The sequence below is a fragment of the Pseudomonas sp. LG1D9 genome (genome assembly GCF_002949995.1).
GTDB classification, from domain to species: domain Bacteria; phylum Pseudomonadota; class Gammaproteobacteria; order Pseudomonadales; family Pseudomonadaceae; genus Aquipseudomonas; species Aquipseudomonas proteolytica.
Window position 1 is genome coordinate 3,613,633 of sequence record NZ_CP026881.1, and the last position, 18,868, is coordinate 3,632,500.

At 60.3% G+C, this 18,868-nt stretch carries 19 protein-coding genes (1 of these 19 cut by a window edge); 13 read left to right on the forward strand and 6 right to left on the reverse strand.

Annotation, left to right across the window (positions count from 1 at the left end; genetic code table 11):
• Positions 1-45: 45 nt before the first annotated feature.
• Both gluQRS and dksA read right to left on the reverse strand, forming a co-directional pair.
• Positions 46-933, reverse strand: coding sequence for a tRNA glutamyl-Q(34) synthetase GluQRS (gene gluQRS, locus C5F71_RS16890; RefSeq protein ID WP_104911568.1), 888 nt, complete (start codon positions 931-933; stop codon positions 46-48).
• 84 nt (positions 934-1,017) lie between these two features.
• A complete protein-coding gene (gene dksA / locus C5F71_RS16895; protein WP_029298940.1) occupies positions 1,018-1,452 on the reverse strand; it encodes an RNA polymerase-binding protein DksA in 435 nt (144 codons plus the stop codon).
• Between the two features lie 319 nt (positions 1,453-1,771).
• Between dksA and C5F71_RS16900 the strand changes: the two genes are divergently transcribed.
• A complete protein-coding gene (locus C5F71_RS16900; protein ID WP_104911569.1) occupies positions 1,772-2,944 on the forward strand; it encodes a pyridoxal phosphate-dependent aminotransferase in 1,173 nt (390 codons plus the stop codon).
• Positions 2,944-3,657 carry a DNA/RNA nuclease SfsA gene (sfsA, locus tag C5F71_RS16905; RefSeq protein WP_104911570.1) on the forward strand — a complete coding sequence of 238 codons (714 nt, stop codon included), beginning with the start codon at positions 2,944-2,946 and terminating at the stop codon, positions 3,655-3,657. The genes C5F71_RS16900 and sfsA overlap by 1 nt, the downstream gene beginning before the upstream one ends.
• On the opposite strand, the gene C5F71_RS16910 is transcribed toward sfsA, so the two are convergent.
• On the reverse strand, positions 3,654-3,971 hold the full coding sequence (locus C5F71_RS16910; protein WP_029298934.1) for a Rieske (2Fe-2S) protein: 318 nt from the start codon (positions 3,969-3,971) through the stop codon (positions 3,654-3,656). The two genes, sfsA and C5F71_RS16910, sit on opposite strands and share 4 nt — an antisense overlap.
• Before the next feature lie 184 nt (positions 3,972-4,155).
• Between C5F71_RS16910 and C5F71_RS16915 the strand changes: the two genes are divergently transcribed.
• Genes C5F71_RS16915 through C5F71_RS16925 form a run of 3 tightly spaced genes read left to right on the forward strand, consistent with a single transcriptional unit; the run spans position 4,156 to position 6,835 of the window.
• The gene (locus tag C5F71_RS16915) at positions 4,156-5,034 is read left to right on the forward strand and encodes a hemin ABC transporter substrate-binding protein (RefSeq protein ID WP_104911571.1); all 879 of its coding nucleotides are present in this window, start codon (positions 4,156-4,158) and stop codon (positions 5,032-5,034) included.
• Entirely contained in the window at positions 5,031-6,068 is a 1,038-nt protein-coding gene (locus tag C5F71_RS16920) for an iron ABC transporter permease (RefSeq protein WP_032862939.1), read from the forward strand. The genes C5F71_RS16915 and C5F71_RS16920 overlap by 4 nt, the downstream gene beginning before the upstream one ends.
• A complete protein-coding gene (locus C5F71_RS16925; protein ID WP_029298928.1) occupies positions 6,068-6,835 on the forward strand; it encodes a heme ABC transporter ATP-binding protein in 768 nt (255 codons plus the stop codon). Before C5F71_RS16920 ends, C5F71_RS16925 begins: the two co-directional genes overlap by 1 nt.
• 294 nt (positions 6,836-7,129) lie before the next feature.
• Here C5F71_RS16925 and C5F71_RS16930 read toward each other — a convergent pair whose 3' ends face one another.
• The 3 genes from C5F71_RS16930 to C5F71_RS16940 form a co-directional block, all read right to left on the reverse strand.
• Positions 7,130-7,402, reverse strand: coding sequence for a TfoX/Sxy family protein (locus tag C5F71_RS16930; RefSeq protein ID WP_029298926.1), 273 nt, complete (start codon positions 7,400-7,402; stop codon positions 7,130-7,132).
• 201 nt (positions 7,403-7,603) lie between these two features.
• On the reverse strand, positions 7,604-7,948 hold the full coding sequence (locus C5F71_RS16935) for a pentapeptide repeat-containing protein (RefSeq protein ID WP_070994367.1): 345 nt from the start codon (positions 7,946-7,948) through the stop codon (positions 7,604-7,606).
• Between the two features lie 91 nt (positions 7,949-8,039).
• On the reverse strand, positions 8,040-9,596 hold the full coding sequence (locus tag C5F71_RS16940; protein ID WP_104911572.1) for a bifunctional aminoglycoside phosphotransferase/ATP-binding protein: 1,557 nt from the start codon (positions 9,594-9,596) through the stop codon (positions 8,040-8,042).
• Positions 9,597-9,713: 117 nt separating this feature from the next.
• On the opposite strand from C5F71_RS16940, the gene mrcB reads away from it, so the two are divergent.
• From mrcB to msrP, 8 genes are all read left to right on the forward strand, one after another.
• Positions 9,714-12,038, forward strand: a complete 2,325-nt coding sequence (gene mrcB / locus C5F71_RS16945; RefSeq protein ID WP_029298920.1) for a penicillin-binding protein 1B — start codon at positions 9,714-9,716, stop codon at positions 12,036-12,038.
• A 16-nt stretch (positions 12,039-12,054) separates the two neighbouring features.
• Positions 12,055-12,786 (forward strand): tetratricopeptide repeat protein, encoded by a 732-nt coding sequence (locus C5F71_RS16950; protein ID WP_029298918.1) that lies wholly within the window; start codon positions 12,055-12,057, stop codon positions 12,784-12,786.
• Positions 12,786-13,115 (forward strand): YqcC family protein, encoded by a 330-nt coding sequence (locus C5F71_RS16955; protein WP_029298916.1) that lies wholly within the window; start codon positions 12,786-12,788, stop codon positions 13,113-13,115. Before C5F71_RS16950 ends, C5F71_RS16955 begins: the two co-directional genes overlap by 1 nt.
• A 431-nt stretch (positions 13,116-13,546) precedes the next feature.
• Positions 13,547-15,271, forward strand: coding sequence for an acetolactate synthase 3 large subunit (locus tag C5F71_RS16960; RefSeq protein WP_029298914.1), 1,725 nt, complete (start codon positions 13,547-13,549; stop codon positions 15,269-15,271).
• A gap of 2 nt (positions 15,272-15,273) precedes the next feature.
• A complete protein-coding gene (gene ilvN / locus C5F71_RS16965) occupies positions 15,274-15,765 on the forward strand; it encodes an acetolactate synthase small subunit (protein WP_003176102.1) in 492 nt (163 codons plus the stop codon).
• Positions 15,766-15,812: 47 nt separating this feature from the next.
• Complete coding sequence (gene ilvC / locus C5F71_RS16970; RefSeq protein WP_007948647.1) at positions 15,813-16,829, forward strand: ketol-acid reductoisomerase; 1,017 nt, start codon at positions 15,813-15,815, stop codon at positions 16,827-16,829.
• Between the two features lie 143 nt (positions 16,830-16,972).
• The gene (gene pssA / locus C5F71_RS16975; RefSeq protein ID WP_029298897.1) at positions 16,973-17,830 is read left to right on the forward strand and encodes a CDP-diacylglycerol--serine O-phosphatidyltransferase; all 858 of its coding nucleotides are present in this window, start codon (positions 16,973-16,975) and stop codon (positions 17,828-17,830) included.
• A 63-nt stretch (positions 17,831-17,893) separates the two neighbouring features.
• A protein-coding gene (msrP, locus tag C5F71_RS16980) for a protein-methionine-sulfoxide reductase catalytic subunit MsrP (RefSeq protein ID WP_104911573.1) crosses the window boundary here: on the forward strand, positions 17,894-18,868 show its 5' portion. It continues 39 nt past the right edge of the window; only the first 975 of its 1,014 coding nucleotides appear in the window; it begins with the start codon at positions 17,894-17,896; its stop codon lies off the right edge, out of view.

The window sequence follows — 18,868 nt, forward strand, 5'->3', positions numbered from 1 at the left end:
AAACTGCGGCGATGTTAACGGATGGCTGGCAGGCTGCAAGCGCCTTCAGTGTAATTGCGCCTCGGCCAATGTGAGTGTGCGCGGGATCCGGGTGGCATCCCAGTGCGCAATGCCCCAATCCAGCAATTCTCGTGGGCTGGCATGGTGCAGTTCATCCCCCGGTTGTTGGCCGAGCGCGCGCAACGCCCTCAGTAGCAACGGCGTGGCCTGGTCGGGCGTCAACGGCGGGGAGCGATAGGATTTGCCCAGCTTGTTACCGTCCGGCTGGGTGATCAGGGGCACATGCAGGTAGCGCGGCTGGCGCAGGCCCAGCAGCTCCTGCAGGTACAACTGGCGCGGTGTGGAGTCCAGCAGGTCGGCGCCGCGCACGATATCGGTGACGCCTTGCCAGGCATCGTCGAGCACCACGGCCAGTTGATAGGCGTACAGGCCGTCGCGGCGGCGGATGATGAAATCGCCGACATCGCGCCCCAGGTGTTGTCGGAATTGGCCTTGAACACGGTCGGTGAAGTGGTATTCCAGCTCGGGAACCCGTAGACGAATGGCGGCATCCTGCTGGTCGTGACCGGCATTGCGGCACAGGCCGGGGTAAATGCCGTTATACACTTCCAGTTGCTTGCGTGAGCAGGTGCAGGCGTAGGCCAGGCCATGGTTGAACATATCGTTCAGTACTTTGGCGTAGGCATCATGCCGCTCGCTTTGGCGGACCAGTTCGCCGTCCCATTCAAAACCGTAGCTTTCCAGGGCATGCAGGATCGCCGCCTGGGCGCCGGGTTCTTCACGGGGTGGGTCGAGGTCTTCCATGCGCATCAGCCAGCGGCCGTGATTGGCGCGGGCGTCGAGGTAGGAGGCGAGGGCTGCAACCAGGGAGCCAAAGTGCAAATGGCCGCTGGGCGTGGGGGCGAAGCGCCCGATATAAGGAGAGGCTGTCATGGCCTGGATATTACTGGAAAACCGCCAAACTCCAGAAACAAAAATGGGGCGTTTGCACGCCCCATTCGTTCAGCTCGGCAGGGATTACTTGCCGACCTGTTTTTCCTTGATTTCGGCCAAGGTCTTGCAGTCTACGCACATGTCAGCAGTAGGACGGGCTTCCAGGCGACGAATGCCGATCTCGACGCCGCAGGATTCGCACCAGCCGTACTCTTCGTCTTCGATCAGTTGCAGCGTCTTGTCGATCTTCTTGATCAGCTTGCGCTCGCGATCACGGGCGCGCAGTTCAAGGCTGAACTCTTCTTCCTGGCTGGCACGGTCGGCCGGGTCAGGGAAGTTGGCTGCTTCGTCCTTCATATGGTCAACCGTACGGTCGACCTCCTGCATCAAGTCCTGCTTCCATTTCTGCAGGATCTTGGTGAAGTGCTTGCGCATGGGCTCGCCCATGTACTCCTCGCCCTTCGTCTCGATGTAGGGTTCGAAGCCGCTGATGCTCTGTTGCTTTGCTTGGGTGGACATGAATAGACCGCCTCTCACTCTTCTAATCCATTGCGCAGGATTGCAACATCACCGACACCTGCCGGCCCTGCGGCTGCAAGCGGGCGAACTTACCAGATAGATTCGGGGTGCGCCACTCCCGGTTGTCTGGGCCCGTCACGCGGGGGTTGCAAACTGTTGCGACCCGCCATGGAAGGGCATCCACCGTCTCGAATGATGATTTTAGTCTTTTTGCAGGCGCTTGCCCGGCTCATCATCCCGGTCGGGCAGGCAATAGAACATGTTTTACCTCACGGGTTCGGTAGAATCCCGATTTTGTCCTCATTGTTAAGGAAGGCTAATGGCTCAGCCCTACAGTGCTCGCAGTCGTGCTATCGAACCGTTTCATGTCATGGCGTTGCTGGCGCGGGCCAATGAGTTGCAAGCTGCGGGCCATGATGTGATTCACCTGGAAATCGGCGAGCCGGACTTCACCACCGCCGAGCCGATCATCCAGGCCGGCCAGGCCGCGCTGGCCAATGGCAAGACCCGCTACACCGCCGCCCGTGGCCTGCCGGAGTTGCGCGAGGCCATCAGTGGTTTCTACCAGCAGCGCTACGGCTTGAATATCGACCCCGAGCGCATCCTGATCACCCCGGGCGGCTCCGGGGCCTTGCTCCTGGCCAGCAGCCTATTGGTGGATCCCGGCAAGCATTGGCTGCTGGCGGATCCCGGCTACCCCTGCAACCGGCACTTCCTGCGACTGGTGGAAGGCGCGGCGCAATTGGTGCCGGTCGGTCCCGAGGTGCGCTACCAGCTGACCGCCGACCTGGTGGAGCGCTATTGGAACCAGGACAGTGTGGGGGCCTTGGTCGCCTCGCCGGCCAATCCGACCGGAACCATCCTGACCCGCGATGAGCTGGCCGGCCTGTCCAGTGCGATCAAAGCACGCAATGGCCATCTGGTGGTGGATGAGATCTATCATGGCCTGACCTATGGCACTGATGCGGCCAGCGTGCTGGAAGTGGATGACGAGGCGTTTGTCCTAAACAGTTTTTCAAAGTATTTCGGCATGACCGGTTGGCGCCTGGGTTGGCTGGTGGCACCGCCCGCAGCCGTGGGCGAACTGGAGAAGCTGGCGCAGAACCTGTACATCAGTGCACCCAGCATGGCCCAGCATGCGGCATTGGCCTGTTTTACCCCGCAAACCCTGGCGATTCTCGAAGAGCGCCGGGCCGAGTTCGGGCGCCGGCGTGACTTTTTGTTGCCGGCCTTGCGTGAGCTGGGTTTCGGTATTGCGGTCGAGCCCGAGGGCGCGTTTTACCTGTATGCCGATATCAGCGCCTTTGGCGGTGATGCTTTCGCATTTTGCCGGCACTTTCTTGAAACCGAGCATGTGGCATTCACGCCGGGGTTGGATTTCGGTCGCTTCCAGGCGGGTCATCATGTGCGTTTTGCCTACACGCAAAACCTCGACCGTCTCCAGGAAGCCGTGGAGCGGATTGCCCGTGGCTTGCGGAGTTGGCAAGGCTGATGCTTTTTAATCCTCCTCTCGAAGAAGGCCGGCTGATTCGCCGTTACAAGCGTTTTCTGGCCGATATCGAAACCGCTACTGGCGAACTGCTCACCATCCACTGCCCGAACACCGGCTCGATGTTCAACTGCATGGTTGAGGGCGGCCCGGTCTGGTTCAGCCGCTCCAACGATCCCAAGCGCAAACTGCCGGGCACTTGGGAGATTGCGCAAACCCCCCAGGGCCGCCTGGCGTGCGTCAACACCGCGCGGGCCAACCAGTTGGTTGAAGAGGCGCTGAATGCCGGGGTGATCACGGAGCTCAACGGCTTTACCGCGTTAAAGCGTGAAGTACCCTACGGCCAGGAGAAGAGCCGTATCGACTTTCGCCTGGACTACCCTGGCGGCGCAGCCTATGTCGAAGTCAAAAGTGTCACCCTGGGCTTTGACGGCACGTCTATCGCGGCGTTTCCCGATGCGGTGACTCAGCGTGGCGCCAAGCACTTGCGGGAGTTGGCGCACCTGGCCCGTAGCGGTGTACGAGCCGTGCAGTTGTATTGCGTGAATCTGTCCGGCATTGATGGCGTAAGGCCCGCTGTGGAAATAGATGCGGGGTACGCCGTTGCGCTGCGCGAGGCCAAGGCTGCCGGGGTGGAAGTCCTGGCTTACGGCGTGCAGGTGAGTGCCCAGCAAATCTGCATCGACCGCCCATTGTTGGTGTTGCTCAACGATTAGAGTTGTACCCACAACCCCTGAGCGTCTTCACGGCCGGGCAGGGGCGTCAGGCTCTGGCCCGCGCAGGGGCCGGCGACGCATTCGCCGTTTTCGATCAGAAACAACGCGCCATGGGTGGCACATTGGATCATGCTCGCGCTGGGGTCGAGAAACCGGTCAGGTTGCCACTCCAGCGGTACGCCGCGATGAGGGCAACGGTTGATATAGAAATACACGCGGCCTTCGCGGCGTACGGCAAACAGCTTGCGGCCATCGAGATCGAAGCCGCGACTGCTGCCAGGGGCCAGTTCGTGGGAGGGGCACAGAAACTTCATAGGTGTTCTCAGGTGGCGCGGCTCAAGGGCTGTAGAGTGATCCGGGGTTTGCGGGTGAGCCCGGTGCTTGACGTGCAAATGCAAACAATTATCAAATGCCGGCTTCGCCCGTTGGCTGACTGCGTGCTCAGTACGATGCCAGGCGGTCATATGACTGACCCCACCCTTGGAAGGAAACCCTTTTATGCGCCTGAGTACCAGCGCTATTGCGCTTGTTGTTGGACTGCTGGTCAACCACGTGGCGCAAGCCGCTGAGCTGCCTCAACGCTGGGTCAGCGCCGGCGGTGCGTTGTCGGAGTGGGTGGCGGCCCTTGGCGGGGAGTCGAAGCTGGTGGGTGTCGATACTACCAGCCAGCATCCGCAGTCGCTCAAGGCGCTGCCGAGTATCGGTTACCAGCGCCAGCTCTCCGCCGAAGGGATCCTGAGCCTGCGCCCGCAGATCCTGGTGGGCACCGAGGAAATGGGGCCACCACCGGTGCTGGCGCAGATTCGCAATGCAGGGGTGCAAGTGGAACTGTTCTCCGCGCAACCGGACCTGCCGACCCTGCAAGGCAACCTGCAACACCTGGGCAAGTTGTTGGGGGCCGAAGACAAGGCCGCGGCACTGTTCAGTACTTATCAACAGCAACTGAACCTGCAGAAAAAGACCGTGACCCAGGCGCAAGCCCGGCAAAAGGCGCCCGGCGTGCTGCTGGTGCTCGGGCATGCCGGTGGCAAGCCGCTGATCGCTGGCACGGACACGGCCGCCGATTGGGTGTTGCAACAAGCGGGTGGGCGCAACCTGGCGACGCACAGCGGCTATAAGCAGTTTTCGGTTGAGTCGCTGGCGGGGTTGAGCCCAGAAGTGCTGGTGTTCTCCGACCGCGCCCTGAGCGGCGAGGCAGCCCGCGCGGCCTTGTTCAAAGAGAACCCGATTCTGGCGAAAACCTCGGCGGCCCAGTCAGGCCGGGTGTTTGAGTTGGACGCCACGCTGCTGGTCGGTGGCCTGGGCCCGCGATTGCCGGCTAGCCTGCAAGCTTTGTCCGCCGGGTTCTATCCCGCTAGAGCCCAAGCCGCACCATGACCACTCTGGTTAAACCGCGTGCGCTGTTTATCGGCTTGAGCCTGTTGTGTGTATTGGCGATCTGGCTGTCCCTGGCCCTGGGGCCGGTCAGCCTGCCGTTGCTCGACACATTGCGCGCCGCCCTGCGTTTATTGGGCGTGCCCATCGAGGCCCAGGGCCTGGAGCAGGCTGAACTGATTCTTGGCCAGATCCGCCTGCCGCGCACGTTGCTGGGGCTGGCGGTTGGCGGGGTGCTGGCGCTGTCGGGGGTGGCCATGCAGGGGTTGTTCCGTAACCCGTTGGCCGACCCGGGGCTGGTCGGGGTGTCCAGTGGGGCTGCGCTGGGGGCCGCGGTGGCCATCGTCGGCGGCGCGGCTTTCGGTGGCCTGCCGGACGCGGTGGGGCCGTATCTGCTGTCGCTGTGTGCATTTCTTGGTGGCTTGGGTGTGACTGCATTGGTGTATCGCCTGGGGCGTCGCGACGGCCAGACCAATGTTGCAACCATGCTCTTGGCCGGCATCGCCTTGACCGCCCTGGCGGCTTCGGCGGTGGGCCTGTTCACCTACCTGGCGGATGACGCCACTTTGCGCACCCTGACGTTCTGGAACCTGGGCAGCCTCAATGGCGCCAGCTACTCGCGGTTGTGGCCGTTGCTGCTGGTAAGTGCGGGCGTGGCGCTATGGCTGCCGCGCCGGGCCAAGGCGCTCAATGCCTTGCTCCTGGGCGAATCGGAGGCCAGCCATCTGGGGATCAATGTCGAGGGGCTCAAGCGCGAACTGGTGTTTTGCACGGCCCTTGGGGTGGGCGCAGCGGTCGCTGCTGCAGGGCTGATCGGTTTTGTCGGGTTGGTGGTGCCGCACCTGGTGCGGCTATTGGCGGGGCCGGATCACCGCGTGCTCCTGCCGGCCTCGGTACTGGCGGGTGCGAGTCTGTTGCTGTTCGCCGATCTGGTGGCCCGCCTGGCGCTGGCACCGGCTGAGTTGCCCATCGGCATTGTTACGGCCTTTATCGGTGCTCCGTTTTTTCTCTACCTGCTGTTGCGAGGACGCGCCTGATGCTGCGAGTGGAAAACCTGCAGATCCGCCGCGGTCGCAAAACCGTACTGGCCGATGTGACCCTTGACCTTCGGCCGGGTGAAGTATTGGGTGTGTTGGGGCCCAATGGAGCGGGTAAAAGTACCTTGCTGGGCGCGTTGTGCGCGCAATTGCATCCGGATGAAGGGCGAGTCTGGCTGGACGAACGCGAGCTCAAGGATTGGCAGGGCGCGCAACGGGCACAGCGGCTGGCGGTGCTGCCCCAGGTGTCGACCCTGGATTTTGCTTTTCGCGTCGAGGAAGTGGTGGGCATGGGGCGCTTGCCCCACCAAAGCGGGCGGGTACGCGACGATGAAATCATCGAAGCGGCCTTACGCGCTGCCGATGTAGGCCATTTGAGTGGGCGTAGCTACCTGGCCCTGTCCGGCGGTGAGCGCCAGCGCGTGCACCTGGCGCGGGTGCTGGCGCAATTATGGCCGGGCGAGGCGGGGCAGACGTTACTGCTCGATGAGCCGACCTCGATGCTTGACCCCTTGCACCAGCACACCACCTTGCAGGCCATCCGCAGCTTCGCCGACCGTGGTGCCGCCGTGCTGGTGATCCTCCACGACTTGAACCTGGCGGCGCGCTACTGCGACCGCATCCTGCTGTTGGAGAATGGCCGCCCCCATGCCCTGGATACGCCGACGCAAGTGTTGCGTCCTGAGCTGCTCAAGGCAGTGTTTGGCCTGGATGTGCTAGTGCAGCCCCATCCTGAACTAGGCCATCCACTGATCATCGCCCGCTAAAACCGGTAGGAGCCGGCAAGCCAGCTCCCACAAGGAATGCACTCATGTGCCTGGGCCATAAAACGCAGGCAAAAAAAGACCCGGCAAGAGCCGGGTCAAATAACCGTGATTAGCCTGATGAGGAGATAATCTGAGAGTCCGAACCAATGGTCTTTCAGTTATCGGCTGATCTCGCGACCAGTTGTGATAATCATAACGATTCTCATTTGAGAGTCAACATTTGTTTTTGCACCCTGGAAGGTTTTCCTCAAACGCTTGTTTGGAATCCCCGCAAACACTGGGCTTTGGCTCTTCTCAGTTCTTATTGCGTGCCGACAACGCTTCCAATTGGCGATTCAAGGCTTCCTTGCGCTCGGTTGGAATATCGTTCCAATGCACGTCCATCAATGCGCCCTCGATGGCATACAGCAGGACCTTTGAAGCCCGAAAGCCGCGGGTACGTACCGCCCGGTAGGCGTCTACCGCGCCCAGGCGACGCAGGTCCGAAGCGCTATGAATGCCCACCGCATGCAGCCATTGCGCCGAGGTCTTGCCAAGGTTTTTCAGGTGTTGCAGCTCATCATTCATCAAGCCTCCTTGCGACGGCCGAATGGTTCGGTGGGTATCGTGACCAGGCAAGCCTGAAAGGAGTGTAGCGCTCAGTAGGAAAAGCGTAGTTGTTTGCTCAGAAACGACGTAAACGCTTCTAAGGCTGACGCTGGAATCTTGACGGTGGCAGGTGCCGGCCCCCAGCCCGCATTGCGCGCAGCTGGGTATCAAGGTGTACGGTCAGCGGGTGCGGTAACGCAGGCGAGTGCCGAAATTGACCGACATGAGGATCTCGTCAGCGCTCAGTTCTGGGGGGAAGTAAGTGCCCGAGATCTGCGCATGGGCCAAGCTCGCGCCTTCCAGCGCGCAGTCGCGCAAGTCCAGGCCACGCAGGTCGGCAGAACGGAAATAGGCGTCGGTAAAATCCACGCCCTCGGCGTCCAGGTGACGCAGGTCGAGCCCACGGAAGTCGCCGCCGCGCATATCTATGACGCCATCCTTGGGGCGCTCCTGATTGAAGCCACGGATGTCATCTTTATGCAGCAGCGCGTAGAGCGGGGTATCAAGCAGCTTCGGCTGGCCCATGGCGGCATCTCCTGTTGGACTTATAATGCCATTATAGTGCCACTATTTCCGGCCGTGAGCTGTTAACGGCATCACGGCCAGGAAATATTTCTTACAACCCTGGCAGGTGCTGGCGAACATGGGCAACCAGCGCGTCCAGCGTCCCGCTCTCATTGGTCTCGACCCGCTTGCTCAGCAGCAGCTCTTCGGCGCCCAGGGCATCACGGCTGGCTTGCTGCTGTTCAATGACCGCCAGGGTGGCGTCGGACGGATCGTTTTTATCTGCCTGACGTTTTGCCAGCCAGCTAGCGATAACTGCCTGCGGTGCATTGCAATCCAGGATCAGGAATGGCGCGCCGGTGGCTTCTGCGACTTTGGCGGCAGCGTCTCGTTGCTCGCGTTTGAGGTAGGTTGCGTCCAGGACCACCGGGAAGCCTGCGCGCAGCACGGTTTCGGCGAGGGTATTCAGGCGGGCGTAGGTCGCGGCACTGGCGTCCGAGGCATAGATCCCGGCTTGCGGAGTGTTCTCCACCTGCTGCTCGCCGAACAGGCGTTTACGCTCGACATCCGAGCGCAGGCGAATGGCGCCCAGCGCGTCCACCAGGCGCATCGCCACATGGCTCTTGCCGGTCGCCGACACGCCATGGGTAATTGCCAGGAAGCGCGAGGGGATCGTGCTGTAGCTTTCGGCCAGGTTGGCGTAGTTGCGGTATTGACGCAGGGTGGTTGCACGTTCGACCGGAGTTGCCTCGGACGGCATGCTGAACAGCGCGACCTTGGCGCGGACCAGCGCGCGGTAGGCTTTGTAGAAGTTCAGCAGCTCCAGGCTCTGGTAGTCGCCGGTCAGCTCCAGGTACTGGCTGATAAAACGCCGGGCCAGGGACTTGAGACCACGGTCTTCCAGATCCATGGCCAGGAAGCCGGTGTCGGCGCACACGTCGGTGAAGCGGAACGGTTCGTTGAACTCGATGCAATCGAAGATCACCACGTGCCCGTCGATCATGGTCGCGTTGCCCAGGTGGATATCACCGTGGCACTCGCGGATAAAACCATTGAGCTTGCGCTGCTCCAGCAGGGGCTTGAGGCGTTCAAAGCTGCTCTCGGCCCAGGCTTGCAGTGCTTCCAGTTGGGCCAGGTCGGCCTTGTCACTGAGGAACGGAAGAATCTGCTCGAAGTTCTGCCGCACCGGCGCCATCACTTCGTTCGGGGTGCCGGCCGGATGTGCCTCGGGAACCTTGGGCGCGTTCAGGTGAAATTGCGCAATCTGGCTAGCCATCTCATCAATGTGGCCGCTGGTCAGCTCGCCGTTGGCCTGCAAGGTACTCAGCAGTTGGCTTTGCGGGAACTGGCGCATTTTCAGCACATGTTCGATGGCGGGGCCTTCGCCGCCCAGTTGCGGTGCTTCAACGCTGCCGGTGATCGGCAACACTTCAAGATACAAATCTTGCGTCAGGCGTTGGTTCAGGCGCAGCTCTTCGTTGCAGAAGTGGGCGCGGGCATCCAGTTGGGTGAAGTCGAGGAAGCCGAAGTTCACCGGCTTCTTGATTTTATAGGCATAGGGACCGGTGAGCAGGACCCAGGAAATATGGGTTTCGATGACTTGAAACGTTTCGACCGGATGAGGAAACAGGGCCGGGTTTTGCAGGGCGGCAATCAGGGGCTGGCTCACGGGCGATCCTTCGGAGTCTGGGAAAATAATGGAGCGCATTATGGCCGCTCAAGCCGGTCATGCAAACCGCCGTCCGGTTCATGTTGATCATCAATAAAGTGCGTATAATCCGCCGCCATGACTCGTACTCGATCTCCCCGTTCCCGTAAAAAACCTCCTTCCCGCAGCCTGCGCCCCTGGTTGGGCTGGGCGCTCAAGCTCGGCCTGGTGGGCCTGGTGGTGATCGCCGGCATCGCGGTCTACCTCGATGCGGTGGTGCAGGAGAAGTTCTCTGGCAAGCGCTGGACCATCCCGGCGAAGGTCTACGCTCGCCCGCTGGAACTGTTTACCGGCCAGAAGCTGAGCAAGGCCGACTTTCTCACCGAACTCGATGCGTTGGGCTACCGGCGCGAAGCCGTGGCCAATGGTCCGGGGGCGGCGGCGGTCAGCGGCAATACCGTGGATCTGAACACCCGCGGCTTCCAGTTCTACGAGGGCCTCGAAAAGGCGCAGCCGGTGCGCGTGCGCTTCTCCGGGGACTACGTGGCTGAGCTTTCTGCACTCAATGGCGGCAAGCTGCCGGTGGTGCGCCTTGAGCCATTGTTGATCGGCGGGATTTACCCCAAGAACCTTGAAGATCGCATCCTGATCAAGATCGATCAGGTGCCGCCGTATCTGCTGGAAACCCTGGTTGCGGTCGAAGACCGGGATTTCTATAGCCACTGGGGCGTATCGCCCAAGTCCATCGCCCGCGCCATCTGGGTCAACACCTCGGGTGGGCGGATGACCCAGGGCGGCAGTACCCTGACGCAACAATTGGTCAAGAACTTCTACCTGACCAGCGAACGCAGCCTGACCCGTAAACTCACCGAAGCCATGATGGCGATGCTGCTGGAGTTGCATTACAGCAAGCAGGAGATTCTGGAGGCCTACCTCAACGAAGTGTTCGTCGGCCAGGATGGTCAGCGCGCGGTGCACGGTTTCGGCCTGGCCAGCCAGTTCTTCTTCGGCCAGCCATTGTCCGAGCTCAAGCTGCACCAGGTGGCGCTGTTGGTGGGCATGGTCAAGGGACCGTCCTATTACAACCCGCGCCGCAACCCGGAACGGGCTCTGGAGCGCCGCAACCTGGTGCTCGATGTGCTGGAGCAGCAGGGCGTTGCGACCGCTGAACAGGTTGCTGCTGCGAAGAAGATGCCCCTGGGTGTCACCACCCGTGGCAAGTTGGCCGACAGCTCCTTCCCCGGCTTTATCGACCTGGTCAAACGCCAGTTGCGCGAAGACTATCGCGACGAAGACTTGACCGAAGAAGGCCTGCGGATCTTTACCAGTTTCGACCCGATTCTGCAGATGAAGGCCGAAGCCTCGGTCAGCGATACCTTCAAGCGCCTGGCCGGGCGTAAAGGCTCGGACGAAGTCGAAGCCGCCATGGTTGTGACCAATCCGGAAACCGGTGAGGTCCAGGCCATGATCGGCAGCCGCCAGGCCAGCTTCGCCGGTTTCAATCGGGCGCTGGATGCCGTGCGGCCGATTGGCTCGCTGATCAAGCCGGCGGTGTACCTCACCGCGCTGGAAAAACCGAGCAAATACACCCTGACCAGTTGGCTATCCGACGAAGCGTTTTCGGTCAAGGGCGCCGACGGCCAGGTGTGGAAGCCGCAGAACTATGATCGTCGCTCCCACGGCACCGTATTCCTGTACCAGGGGCTGGCGCATTCCTACAACCTGTCCACGGCGCGGCTTGGCCTGGAACTGGGTGTGCCGAATGTGCTCAAGACGCTGGCGCGGCTGGGCGTCAGCCGCGAATTCCCGGCGTTCCCGTCGATGTTGCTGGGCGCGGGGGGCTTGAGCCCGATGGAAGTGGCAACCATGTACCAGACCCTCGCCAACGGTGGTTTCAATACGCCGATGCGCGGGATCCGCAGTGTGCTCACGGCGGAAGGTGAACCGCTCAAGCGCTACCCGTTCCAGATCGAGCAGCGCTTTGATCCGGCCTCCATCTACCTGATCCAGAACGCCATGCAGCGCGTCATGCGCGAAGGTACCGGGCGGTCGGTGTATAGCTCACTGCCGGGCAACCTGACGCTGGCTGGCAAAACCGGTACCAGTAACGATTCCCGTGACAGTTGGTTCGCCGGTTTCAGCCAGGACCTGCTTGCGGTGGTATGGCTGGGGCGCGATGACAACGGCAAGACACCCTTTACCGGCGCGACCGGCGCGTTGCAGGTCTGGACCAGCTTTATGCGCAAGGCCGACCCGCTGCCACTGAACATGCCACAACCTGACAATATCGTTCAGGCCTGGATCGACCCCCATACCGGCCAGGGCTCCGATGCCAACTGTCCGGGCGCGGTGCAGATGCCGTATATTCGCGGCAGCGAACCGCCAGCCGGCGCTCCGTGTGGCACAGGTGTGCCCACAGACGCGGATTCGGTGATGGATTGGGTCAAGGGCTGGATGAATTAAGCAAAGAGGATTTCAAGTGAACAAGTGGTTGATTCCGGCTATTACAACGTTAGCTTTGCTCAGTGGTTGCTCCAGCGTGCAGCGCGGCTCCATCCCTGTGGTGGATTCCGGCACGGCCGTGTCCAACAATGATCGGATTTCGGCCAATGGCGGCTTTCGCCAGACCGTGACCACCCGTCCCAACCCTGCCACGACCCAGGCCGTGCCGCAGGATTCTGGCGTGGTAGTGATGGTCCCTGGCGGAGGCGCCACCACGTCAGCGCCGATCAGCTCCGCGCCTTGGACGCCGGGCCCGATTACACCAGGGCCGTCGAATTCCGCGCCGATTGATACGGCGCCGATCAACCAGGGTTCCTACAACATGCCGTCGACACCGAGCGGGATTCCTTCGGCCAATGCTGGCGGCTTGTCTGCCGACGAGCAGTTGGACGGCCCGGTCCTGGCCTTGCTCACCACCGCGCAGCAACAGCAGGCCGGTGGCGACTTGAACGGCGCATCGTCCAGCCTCGAGCGCGCCCAGCGTGTTGCACCACGTGAGCCGCAGGTGCTCTACCGTCTGGCGCAAGTGCGCATGGCCCAGGGTGACGCGCCACAAGCTGAACAGTTCGCCCGTCGTGGCTTGACCATGGCCAACGGTCGTCCTGATCTGCAGGCCAGCCTGTGGGCCTTGATTGGTGATGCACGTGCCGCGCAAGGTGATGCTGCCGGCGCCGCCCAGGCCCGGCAAAAAGCCAAGGTCAGCCTCTGATGGATTCGCGTTTTCCGGCGATTGCCGAACAGTTGTTGTTGATTGAGCGTGAACTGCGTGTGCAGGGCTGGTGGGATGATGTGTCTCCCAGTGTCGAGGCGCTGAGCAGCGTCGAGCCGTTTTCTGTCGATACCCTGGATTTTCACCAGTGGTTGCAGTGGATTTTCCTGGCCCGGATGAAACAGATCCTGGAACAGGACTTGCCGCTGCCCAATGCGTCGGGAATCCTGGAGATGGCCGAGATGGTCTACGCCGATCGTCCGCGCGAGAGCCTCGGCTTGCGCAATGCGCTGAAAAAGTTCGACCAACTGATCGTCGACGCTCGTTAATTGCCTGACTGCCGGGTTTTCCGGCAGTCTTGCGCACATTTCTACCGCTTGACGACATTCAGGCGAGTTTTATCCCTCCTCAAACCCCTTTCTTCTTCGTTCTCATGCGCTTACTTGGAAAAAAGCGCAATTATTGCTTGACTTGAAGGGGCTGAAACAGAAGAATCCAAAGTCCGCTGTATCGGGACTGCCAGAAGCAGGCCCGCTCAGCAGATCATGAGGCGCACATCCGCGCCGACCTGTTACACCCGCAACGCGTTACCTCGCGCTGGGTGGGAAAAGCCCGCAACACTTGGGACGATCCCAATACTTGCTCAGTCAGTGCTGACGTAGTCGGCGACCACCGTCGCTCATGCTCTGTTGAGAAGTAAACCTATTAAGACCCGTCGGTTTTCAACGGACGGTATTCTGGCGTTTTAGAGGTGAACAACGTGGAGCTTTTATCTGGTGGTGAGATGCTCGTCCGCTTTTTGCGTGACGAAGGCGTCGACTATATCTACGGGTACCCAGGTGGTGCTCTGCTGCATGTCTACGACGCACTGTTCAAGGAACCTGGTGTTACCCACATCCTGGTTCGCCACGAACAGGCCGCGACCCATATGGCTGACGGTTACGCCCGTGCCACCGGTAAAGCCGGCGTGGTGCTGGTAACGTCCGGCCCAGGCGCAACCAATGCCATTACCGGCATCGCGACTGCTTATATGGACTCCATTCCGATGGTGATCATTTCCGGCCAGGTGCCTAGCACCATGGTTGGTACCGATGCATTCCAGGAAACCGATATGATCGGTATCTCCCGGCCGATCGTGAAACACAGCTTCATGATCAAGCATCCGTCGGAGATCCCGGACGTCATGAAAAAGGCCTTCTACCTCGCACAGTCCGGTCGCCCGGGGCCTGTGGTGGTCGATATCCCGAAAGACATGACCAACCCGGCGGAAAAATTCGAATACGTCTTCCCCAAGAAAGCCAAGCTGCGTTCCTACAGCCCGGCCGTTCGTGGGCACTCGGGGCAGATCCGCAAGGCCGCAGAAATGCTCCTGGCGGCCAAGCGTCCGGTGCTGTACTCCGGTGGTGGGGTGATCCTGGGTGGTGGTTCCGCACCTTTGACCGAATTGGCCAAGATGCTCAACCTGCCGGTGACCAACACCTTGATGGGCCTCGGCGCGTTCCCGGGTTCGGATCGTCAGTTCGTCGGTATGCTCGGCATGCACGGCAGCTACACGGCCAACCTGACCATGCACCATGCCGACGTGATTTTGGCCGTGGGTGCGCGGTTCGATGACCGGGTGATCAACGGCGCGAGCAAGTTCTGCCCGAATGCCAAAATCATCCACATCGACATCGACCCGGCGTCCATCTCCAAGACCATCAAGGCCGACGTGCCGATCGTAGGTCCAGTGGAAAGCGTATTGACCGAAATGGTCGCCGCGCTCAAGGACATTGGCGAGACGCCGAACAAGGAATCCGTTGCCAGTTGGTGGAAGCAGATCGACGAATGGCGTGGTGACCGCGGCCTGTTCCCTTACGACAAGGGCGACGGCAGCATCATCAAGCCACAGACCGTGATCGAAACCCTGTGCGAAGTGACCAAGGGCGACGCCTTTGTGACCTCCGACGTGGGCCAGCACCAGATGTTCGCCGCGCAGTACTACAAGTTCGACAAGCCTAACCGCTGGATCAACTCCGGTGGCCTGGGCACGATGGGCTTTGGTTTCCCTGCGGCCATGGGTGTGAAGCTGAGCTTCCCCGACACCGACGTTGCGTGCGTGACCGGTGAGGGCAGTATCCAGATGAACATCCAGGAGCTGTCGACCTGCCTGCAGTATGGCTTGCCGGTGAAGATCGTCTGCCTGAACAACGGTGTACTGGGCATGGTTCGCCAGTGGCAGGACATGAGCTACAACAGCCGTCACTCCCATTCCTACATGGAATCGCTGCCTGATTTCGTCAAGCTGGTTGAAGCTTATGGCCATGTCGGCATGCGCATCACTGATTTGAAGGATCTGAAGCCGAAGATGGAAGAGGCGTTCGCCATGAAGGATCGCCTGGTGTTCATCGACATCCAGGTCGACACCAGCGAGCACGTCTACCCGATGCAGATCAAAGACGGCTCTATGCGCGACATGTGGCTGAACAAGACGGAGCGAACCTAATCATGCGGCACATTATCTCCCTGCTTCTGGAGAACGAACCCGGCGCTCTGTCTCGTGTGGTCGGCCTGTTTTCGCAACGCAACTACAACATCGAAAGCCTGACCGTGGCCCCGACCGAAGACCCGACCCTGTCGCGTCTGACGTTGACTACTGTAGGTCACGATGAGGTGATCGAGCAGATCACCAAGAACCTCAACAAGCTGATCGAAGTGGTCAAGCTGGTCGATCTGTCGGAAAGTGCCCACATCGAGCGTGAGCTGATGCTGGTTAAAGTCAAGGCTACGGGTGCCCAACGTGCCGAGATCAAGCGCACTACCGATATTTATCGTGGGCAGATCGTCGATGTGAGCGCCAGCGTTTATACCGTGCAACTGACCGGTACAAGCGACAAGCTGGACAGCTTCATCCAGTCGATCGGGACGGCCTCGATTCTGGAAACCGTACGCAGTGGTGTCACCGGGATTGCCCGTGGCGACAAAGTACTCAGCATCTAACCCAAATTAGTGAATGGCCTTACGGCCTGGATATATAGAGGAACCTCATGAAAGTTTATTACGAAAAAGATTGTGACCTGTCGATCATCCAGGGCAAAAAAGTCGCCATCATCGGCTACGGTTCCCAGGGCCACGCTCAAGCGTGCAACCTGAAAGACTCCGGCGTTGACGTGACTGTTGGCCTGCGCAAAGGCTCGGCGACCGTTGCCAAGGCCGAGGCTCATGGCCTGAAAGTGACTGACGTTGCTTCCGCTGTTGCTGCTGCCGACCTGGTCATGATCCTGACCCCGGACGAGTTCCAGTCCGCGCTGTACAAGAACGAAATCGAACCGAACATCAAGAAGGGCGCTACCCTGGCCTTCTCCCACGGCTTCGCGATCCACTACAACCAGGTTGTACCGCGCGCTGACCTCGACGTGATCATGATCGCGCCGAAAGCACCGGGCCACACCGTGCGTTCCGAGTTCGTCAAGGGCGGCGGTATCCCTGACCTGATCGCGATCTACCAGGACGCCTCGGGCAACGCCAAGAACGTTGCACTGTCCTACGCTGCTGGCGTTGGTGGTGGTCGTACCGGCATCATCGAAACCACCTTCAAGGACGAGACCGAAACCGACCTGTTCGGCGAGCAGGCTGTTCTGTGCGGCGGTACCGTCGAGCTGGTAAAAGCCGGTTTCGAAACCCTGGTTGAAGCTGGCTACGCGCCGGAAATGGCCTACTTCGAGTGCCTGCACGAACTGAAGCTGATCGTTGACCTCATGTACGAAGGCGGTATCGCCAACATGAACTACTCGATCTCCAACAACGCTGAATACGGCGAGTATGTGACCGGCCCGGAAGTGATCAACGCCGAATCCCGTCAGGCCATGCGCAACGCCCTGAAACGTATTCAGGACGGCGAGTACGCCAAAATGTTCATCAGCGAAGGCGCAACCGGCTACCCTTCGATGACCGCCAAGCGTCGTAACAACGCCGCTCACGGTATCGAAATCATCGGCGAGCAACTGCGCTCCATGATGCCGTGGATCGGTGCCAACAAGATCGTCGACAAAGCCAAGAACTAAGTCGTACGTATCAAGTGAAAACGCGGCCTAGGCCGCGTTTTTTCGTTTGAGGGCTGGTTCTGGTATAAAGCTGCATCGTTTGCGGGCGAACACTCGCCGCAAGTGTCTGTCGAATTTTTTCACACCGTTGCAAGGTAAAGTCCATGAGCGAACGTCCCGAAGAGCCAAACCAGGCCTCTGACGCCGAAAGCCTGCTACCGATCGATGAGCATGTCGAAGAAGGGCATGACGCGGAAGGCCGCAAGGTCCGGCATCGTGGCATCTATCTTCTGCCCAACCTGTTCACCACGGCGAACCTGTTTGCCGGTTTCTACTCCATCATCAATTCAATGAGTGCCCAGAGCGCATTGGCGGCAGGTGATGCGGCGAGTGCCAGCAAATATTTCGGTTTTGCCGCCATCGCGATCTTCGTGGCCATGGTGCTCGACGGCCTTGATGGGCGCGTGGCGCGGATGACCAATACCCAAAGCGCCTTCGGTGCCGAGTACGACTCGCTGTCGGACATGGTTGCCTTTGGTGTCGCACCTGCGTTGTTGGCGTTTGCCTGGGCGCTGGGGGATATGGGCAAGGTTGGCTGGATGGTTGCCTTCATCTATGTGGCGGGAGCTGCGTTGCGTCTGGCGCGCTTCAATACTCAGGTAGGCACTGCCGACAAGCGCTACTTCATTGGCCTGGCCAGCCCTGCTGCGGCAGGTGTGGTGGCGGGTATTGTCTGGGCGTTCAGTGACTATGGTATCCAGGGGTCGAAGATGTCGTTCCTGGTAGCCTTGATGGTCGCGGCGGCTGGCATGCTGATGGTCAGCAACATCAAGTACAACAGCTTCAAGGAGTTCGATCTGAAAGGGCGGGTGCCTTTCGTGGCAATTCTGGTGGTGGTGCTGGTTTTCGCGGTCGTCTTCAGCGATCCGCCGCGGATTCTGCTGCTGGCGTTCCTGGTATATGCCGCTTCGGGTCCGGTTCAATACCTGTTGCATCTTCGCCGGGACAAAACATTGCCTTAATGTAATTTCCCCCATACTCCGCAGTCTATTGGTGCATCAGTTCTCCAATGCTGCGGAGTTGCCATGTTAATCAAATTGCCCAAAGCGTCCGACTGCCACGAATCGGATGTCACCCCAGAATCCCTCTATTTCTCCCGTCGCAGTTTGCTCGGTGGCGCGCTTGCCGGTATGGCGGCCAGTAGCCTGCCGCGTTGGGCGAGTGCGGCTGACACTGCGCGTTATGCTGATGTCGAGCCCGGCAAGGCGCCTGGCTGGTTCGCCGAAAAGCTTCCAGGTACGCAATGGCAGGCAGTGACGGTAAAAGATGAGGCCATCACCCCGTTCAAAGATGCGACCCACTACAACAACTTCTATGAGTTCGGTACAGACAAGGGCGACCCCGCGGCAAATGCCGGATCGCTCAAGACCGAGCCATGGAGTGTCGTAATTGATGGCGAGGTTGCAAAACCGGGGCGTTACGCCTTGGAAGACTTCATGAAACCGTACCAGTTAGAGGAGCGGATCTATCGTCTGCGCTGTGTCGAGGCTTGGTCGATGGTCATTCCCTGGATGGGGTTCCCCATATCAGCCCTGCTGAAGCAGGTTGAGCCGACCTCCAAGGCCAAGTACATCCGCTTTGAAACCCTCCAAGACCCCAAGAGCATGCCGGGCCAGCGTTCGAGCTTCGGCCTGATCGACTGGCCTTATGTAGAAGGGTTGCGCCTGGATGAAGCGATGAACCCTCTGGCGATCCTGGCAGTGGGCATGTATGGGCGTGAATTGCCCAACCAGAACGGTGCGCCGCTGCGTTTGGTGGTGCCATGGAAGTATGGTTTCAAGAGTGTGAAGTCCATCGTGCGGATCAGCCTGGTAAGTGAGCAGCCGAAAACTACCTGGCAAAGCATTGCGGCGGATGAGTATGGGTTTTATGCGAATGTGAATCCCACGGTCGACCATCCGCGCTGGACCCAGGCGCGAGAACGACGCCTGCCCAGTGGTTTATTCAGCCCGAATGTGCGCGAGACGCAGATGTTCAACGGTTACTCGGAAGAGGTCGCC

Bases quoted from the DNA above. Each gene is read 5' to 3' on its own strand.
- C5F71_RS16920 (WP_032862939.1), top strand. From the start codon at position 5,031: ATGACCACTCTGGTTAAACCGCGTGCGCTGTTTATCGGCTTGAGCCTG.
- C5F71_RS16910 (WP_029298934.1), bottom strand. From the start codon at position 3,971: ATGAAGTTTCTGTGCCCCTCCCACGAACTGGCCCCTGGCAGCAGTCGC.
- C5F71_RS16930 (WP_029298926.1), bottom strand. From the start codon at position 7,402: ATGAATGATGAGCTGCAACACCTGAAAAACCTTGGCAAGACCTCGGCG.
- gluQRS (WP_104911568.1), bottom strand. From the start codon at position 933: ATGACAGCCTCTCCTTATATCGGGCGCTTCGCCCCCACGCCCAGCGGC.
- sfsA (WP_104911570.1), top strand. From the start codon at position 2,944: ATGCTTTTTAATCCTCCTCTCGAAGAAGGCCGGCTGATTCGCCGTTAC.
- ilvC (WP_007948647.1), top strand. From the start codon at position 15,813: ATGAAAGTTTATTACGAAAAAGATTGTGACCTGTCGATCATCCAGGGC.
- C5F71_RS16935 (WP_070994367.1), bottom strand. From the start codon at position 7,948: ATGGGCCAGCCGAAGCTGCTTGATACCCCGCTCTACGCGCTGCTGCAT.
- C5F71_RS16915 (WP_104911571.1), top strand. From the start codon at position 4,156: ATGCGCCTGAGTACCAGCGCTATTGCGCTTGTTGTTGGACTGCTGGTC.
- C5F71_RS16900 (WP_104911569.1), top strand. From the start codon at position 1,772: ATGGCTCAGCCCTACAGTGCTCGCAGTCGTGCTATCGAACCGTTTCAT.
- dksA (WP_029298940.1), bottom strand. From the start codon at position 1,452: ATGTCCACCCAAGCAAAGCAACAGAGCATCAGCGGCTTCGAACCCTAC.
- C5F71_RS16955 (WP_029298916.1), top strand. From the start codon at position 12,786: ATGGATTCGCGTTTTCCGGCGATTGCCGAACAGTTGTTGTTGATTGAG.
- pssA (WP_029298897.1), top strand. From the start codon at position 16,973: ATGAGCGAACGTCCCGAAGAGCCAAACCAGGCCTCTGACGCCGAAAGC.
- C5F71_RS16925 (WP_029298928.1), top strand. From the start codon at position 6,068: ATGCTGCGAGTGGAAAACCTGCAGATCCGCCGCGGTCGCAAAACCGTA.
- mrcB (WP_029298920.1), top strand. From the start codon at position 9,714: ATGACTCGTACTCGATCTCCCCGTTCCCGTAAAAAACCTCCTTCCCGC.
- ilvN (WP_003176102.1), top strand. From the start codon at position 15,274: ATGCGGCACATTATCTCCCTGCTTCTGGAGAACGAACCCGGCGCTCTG.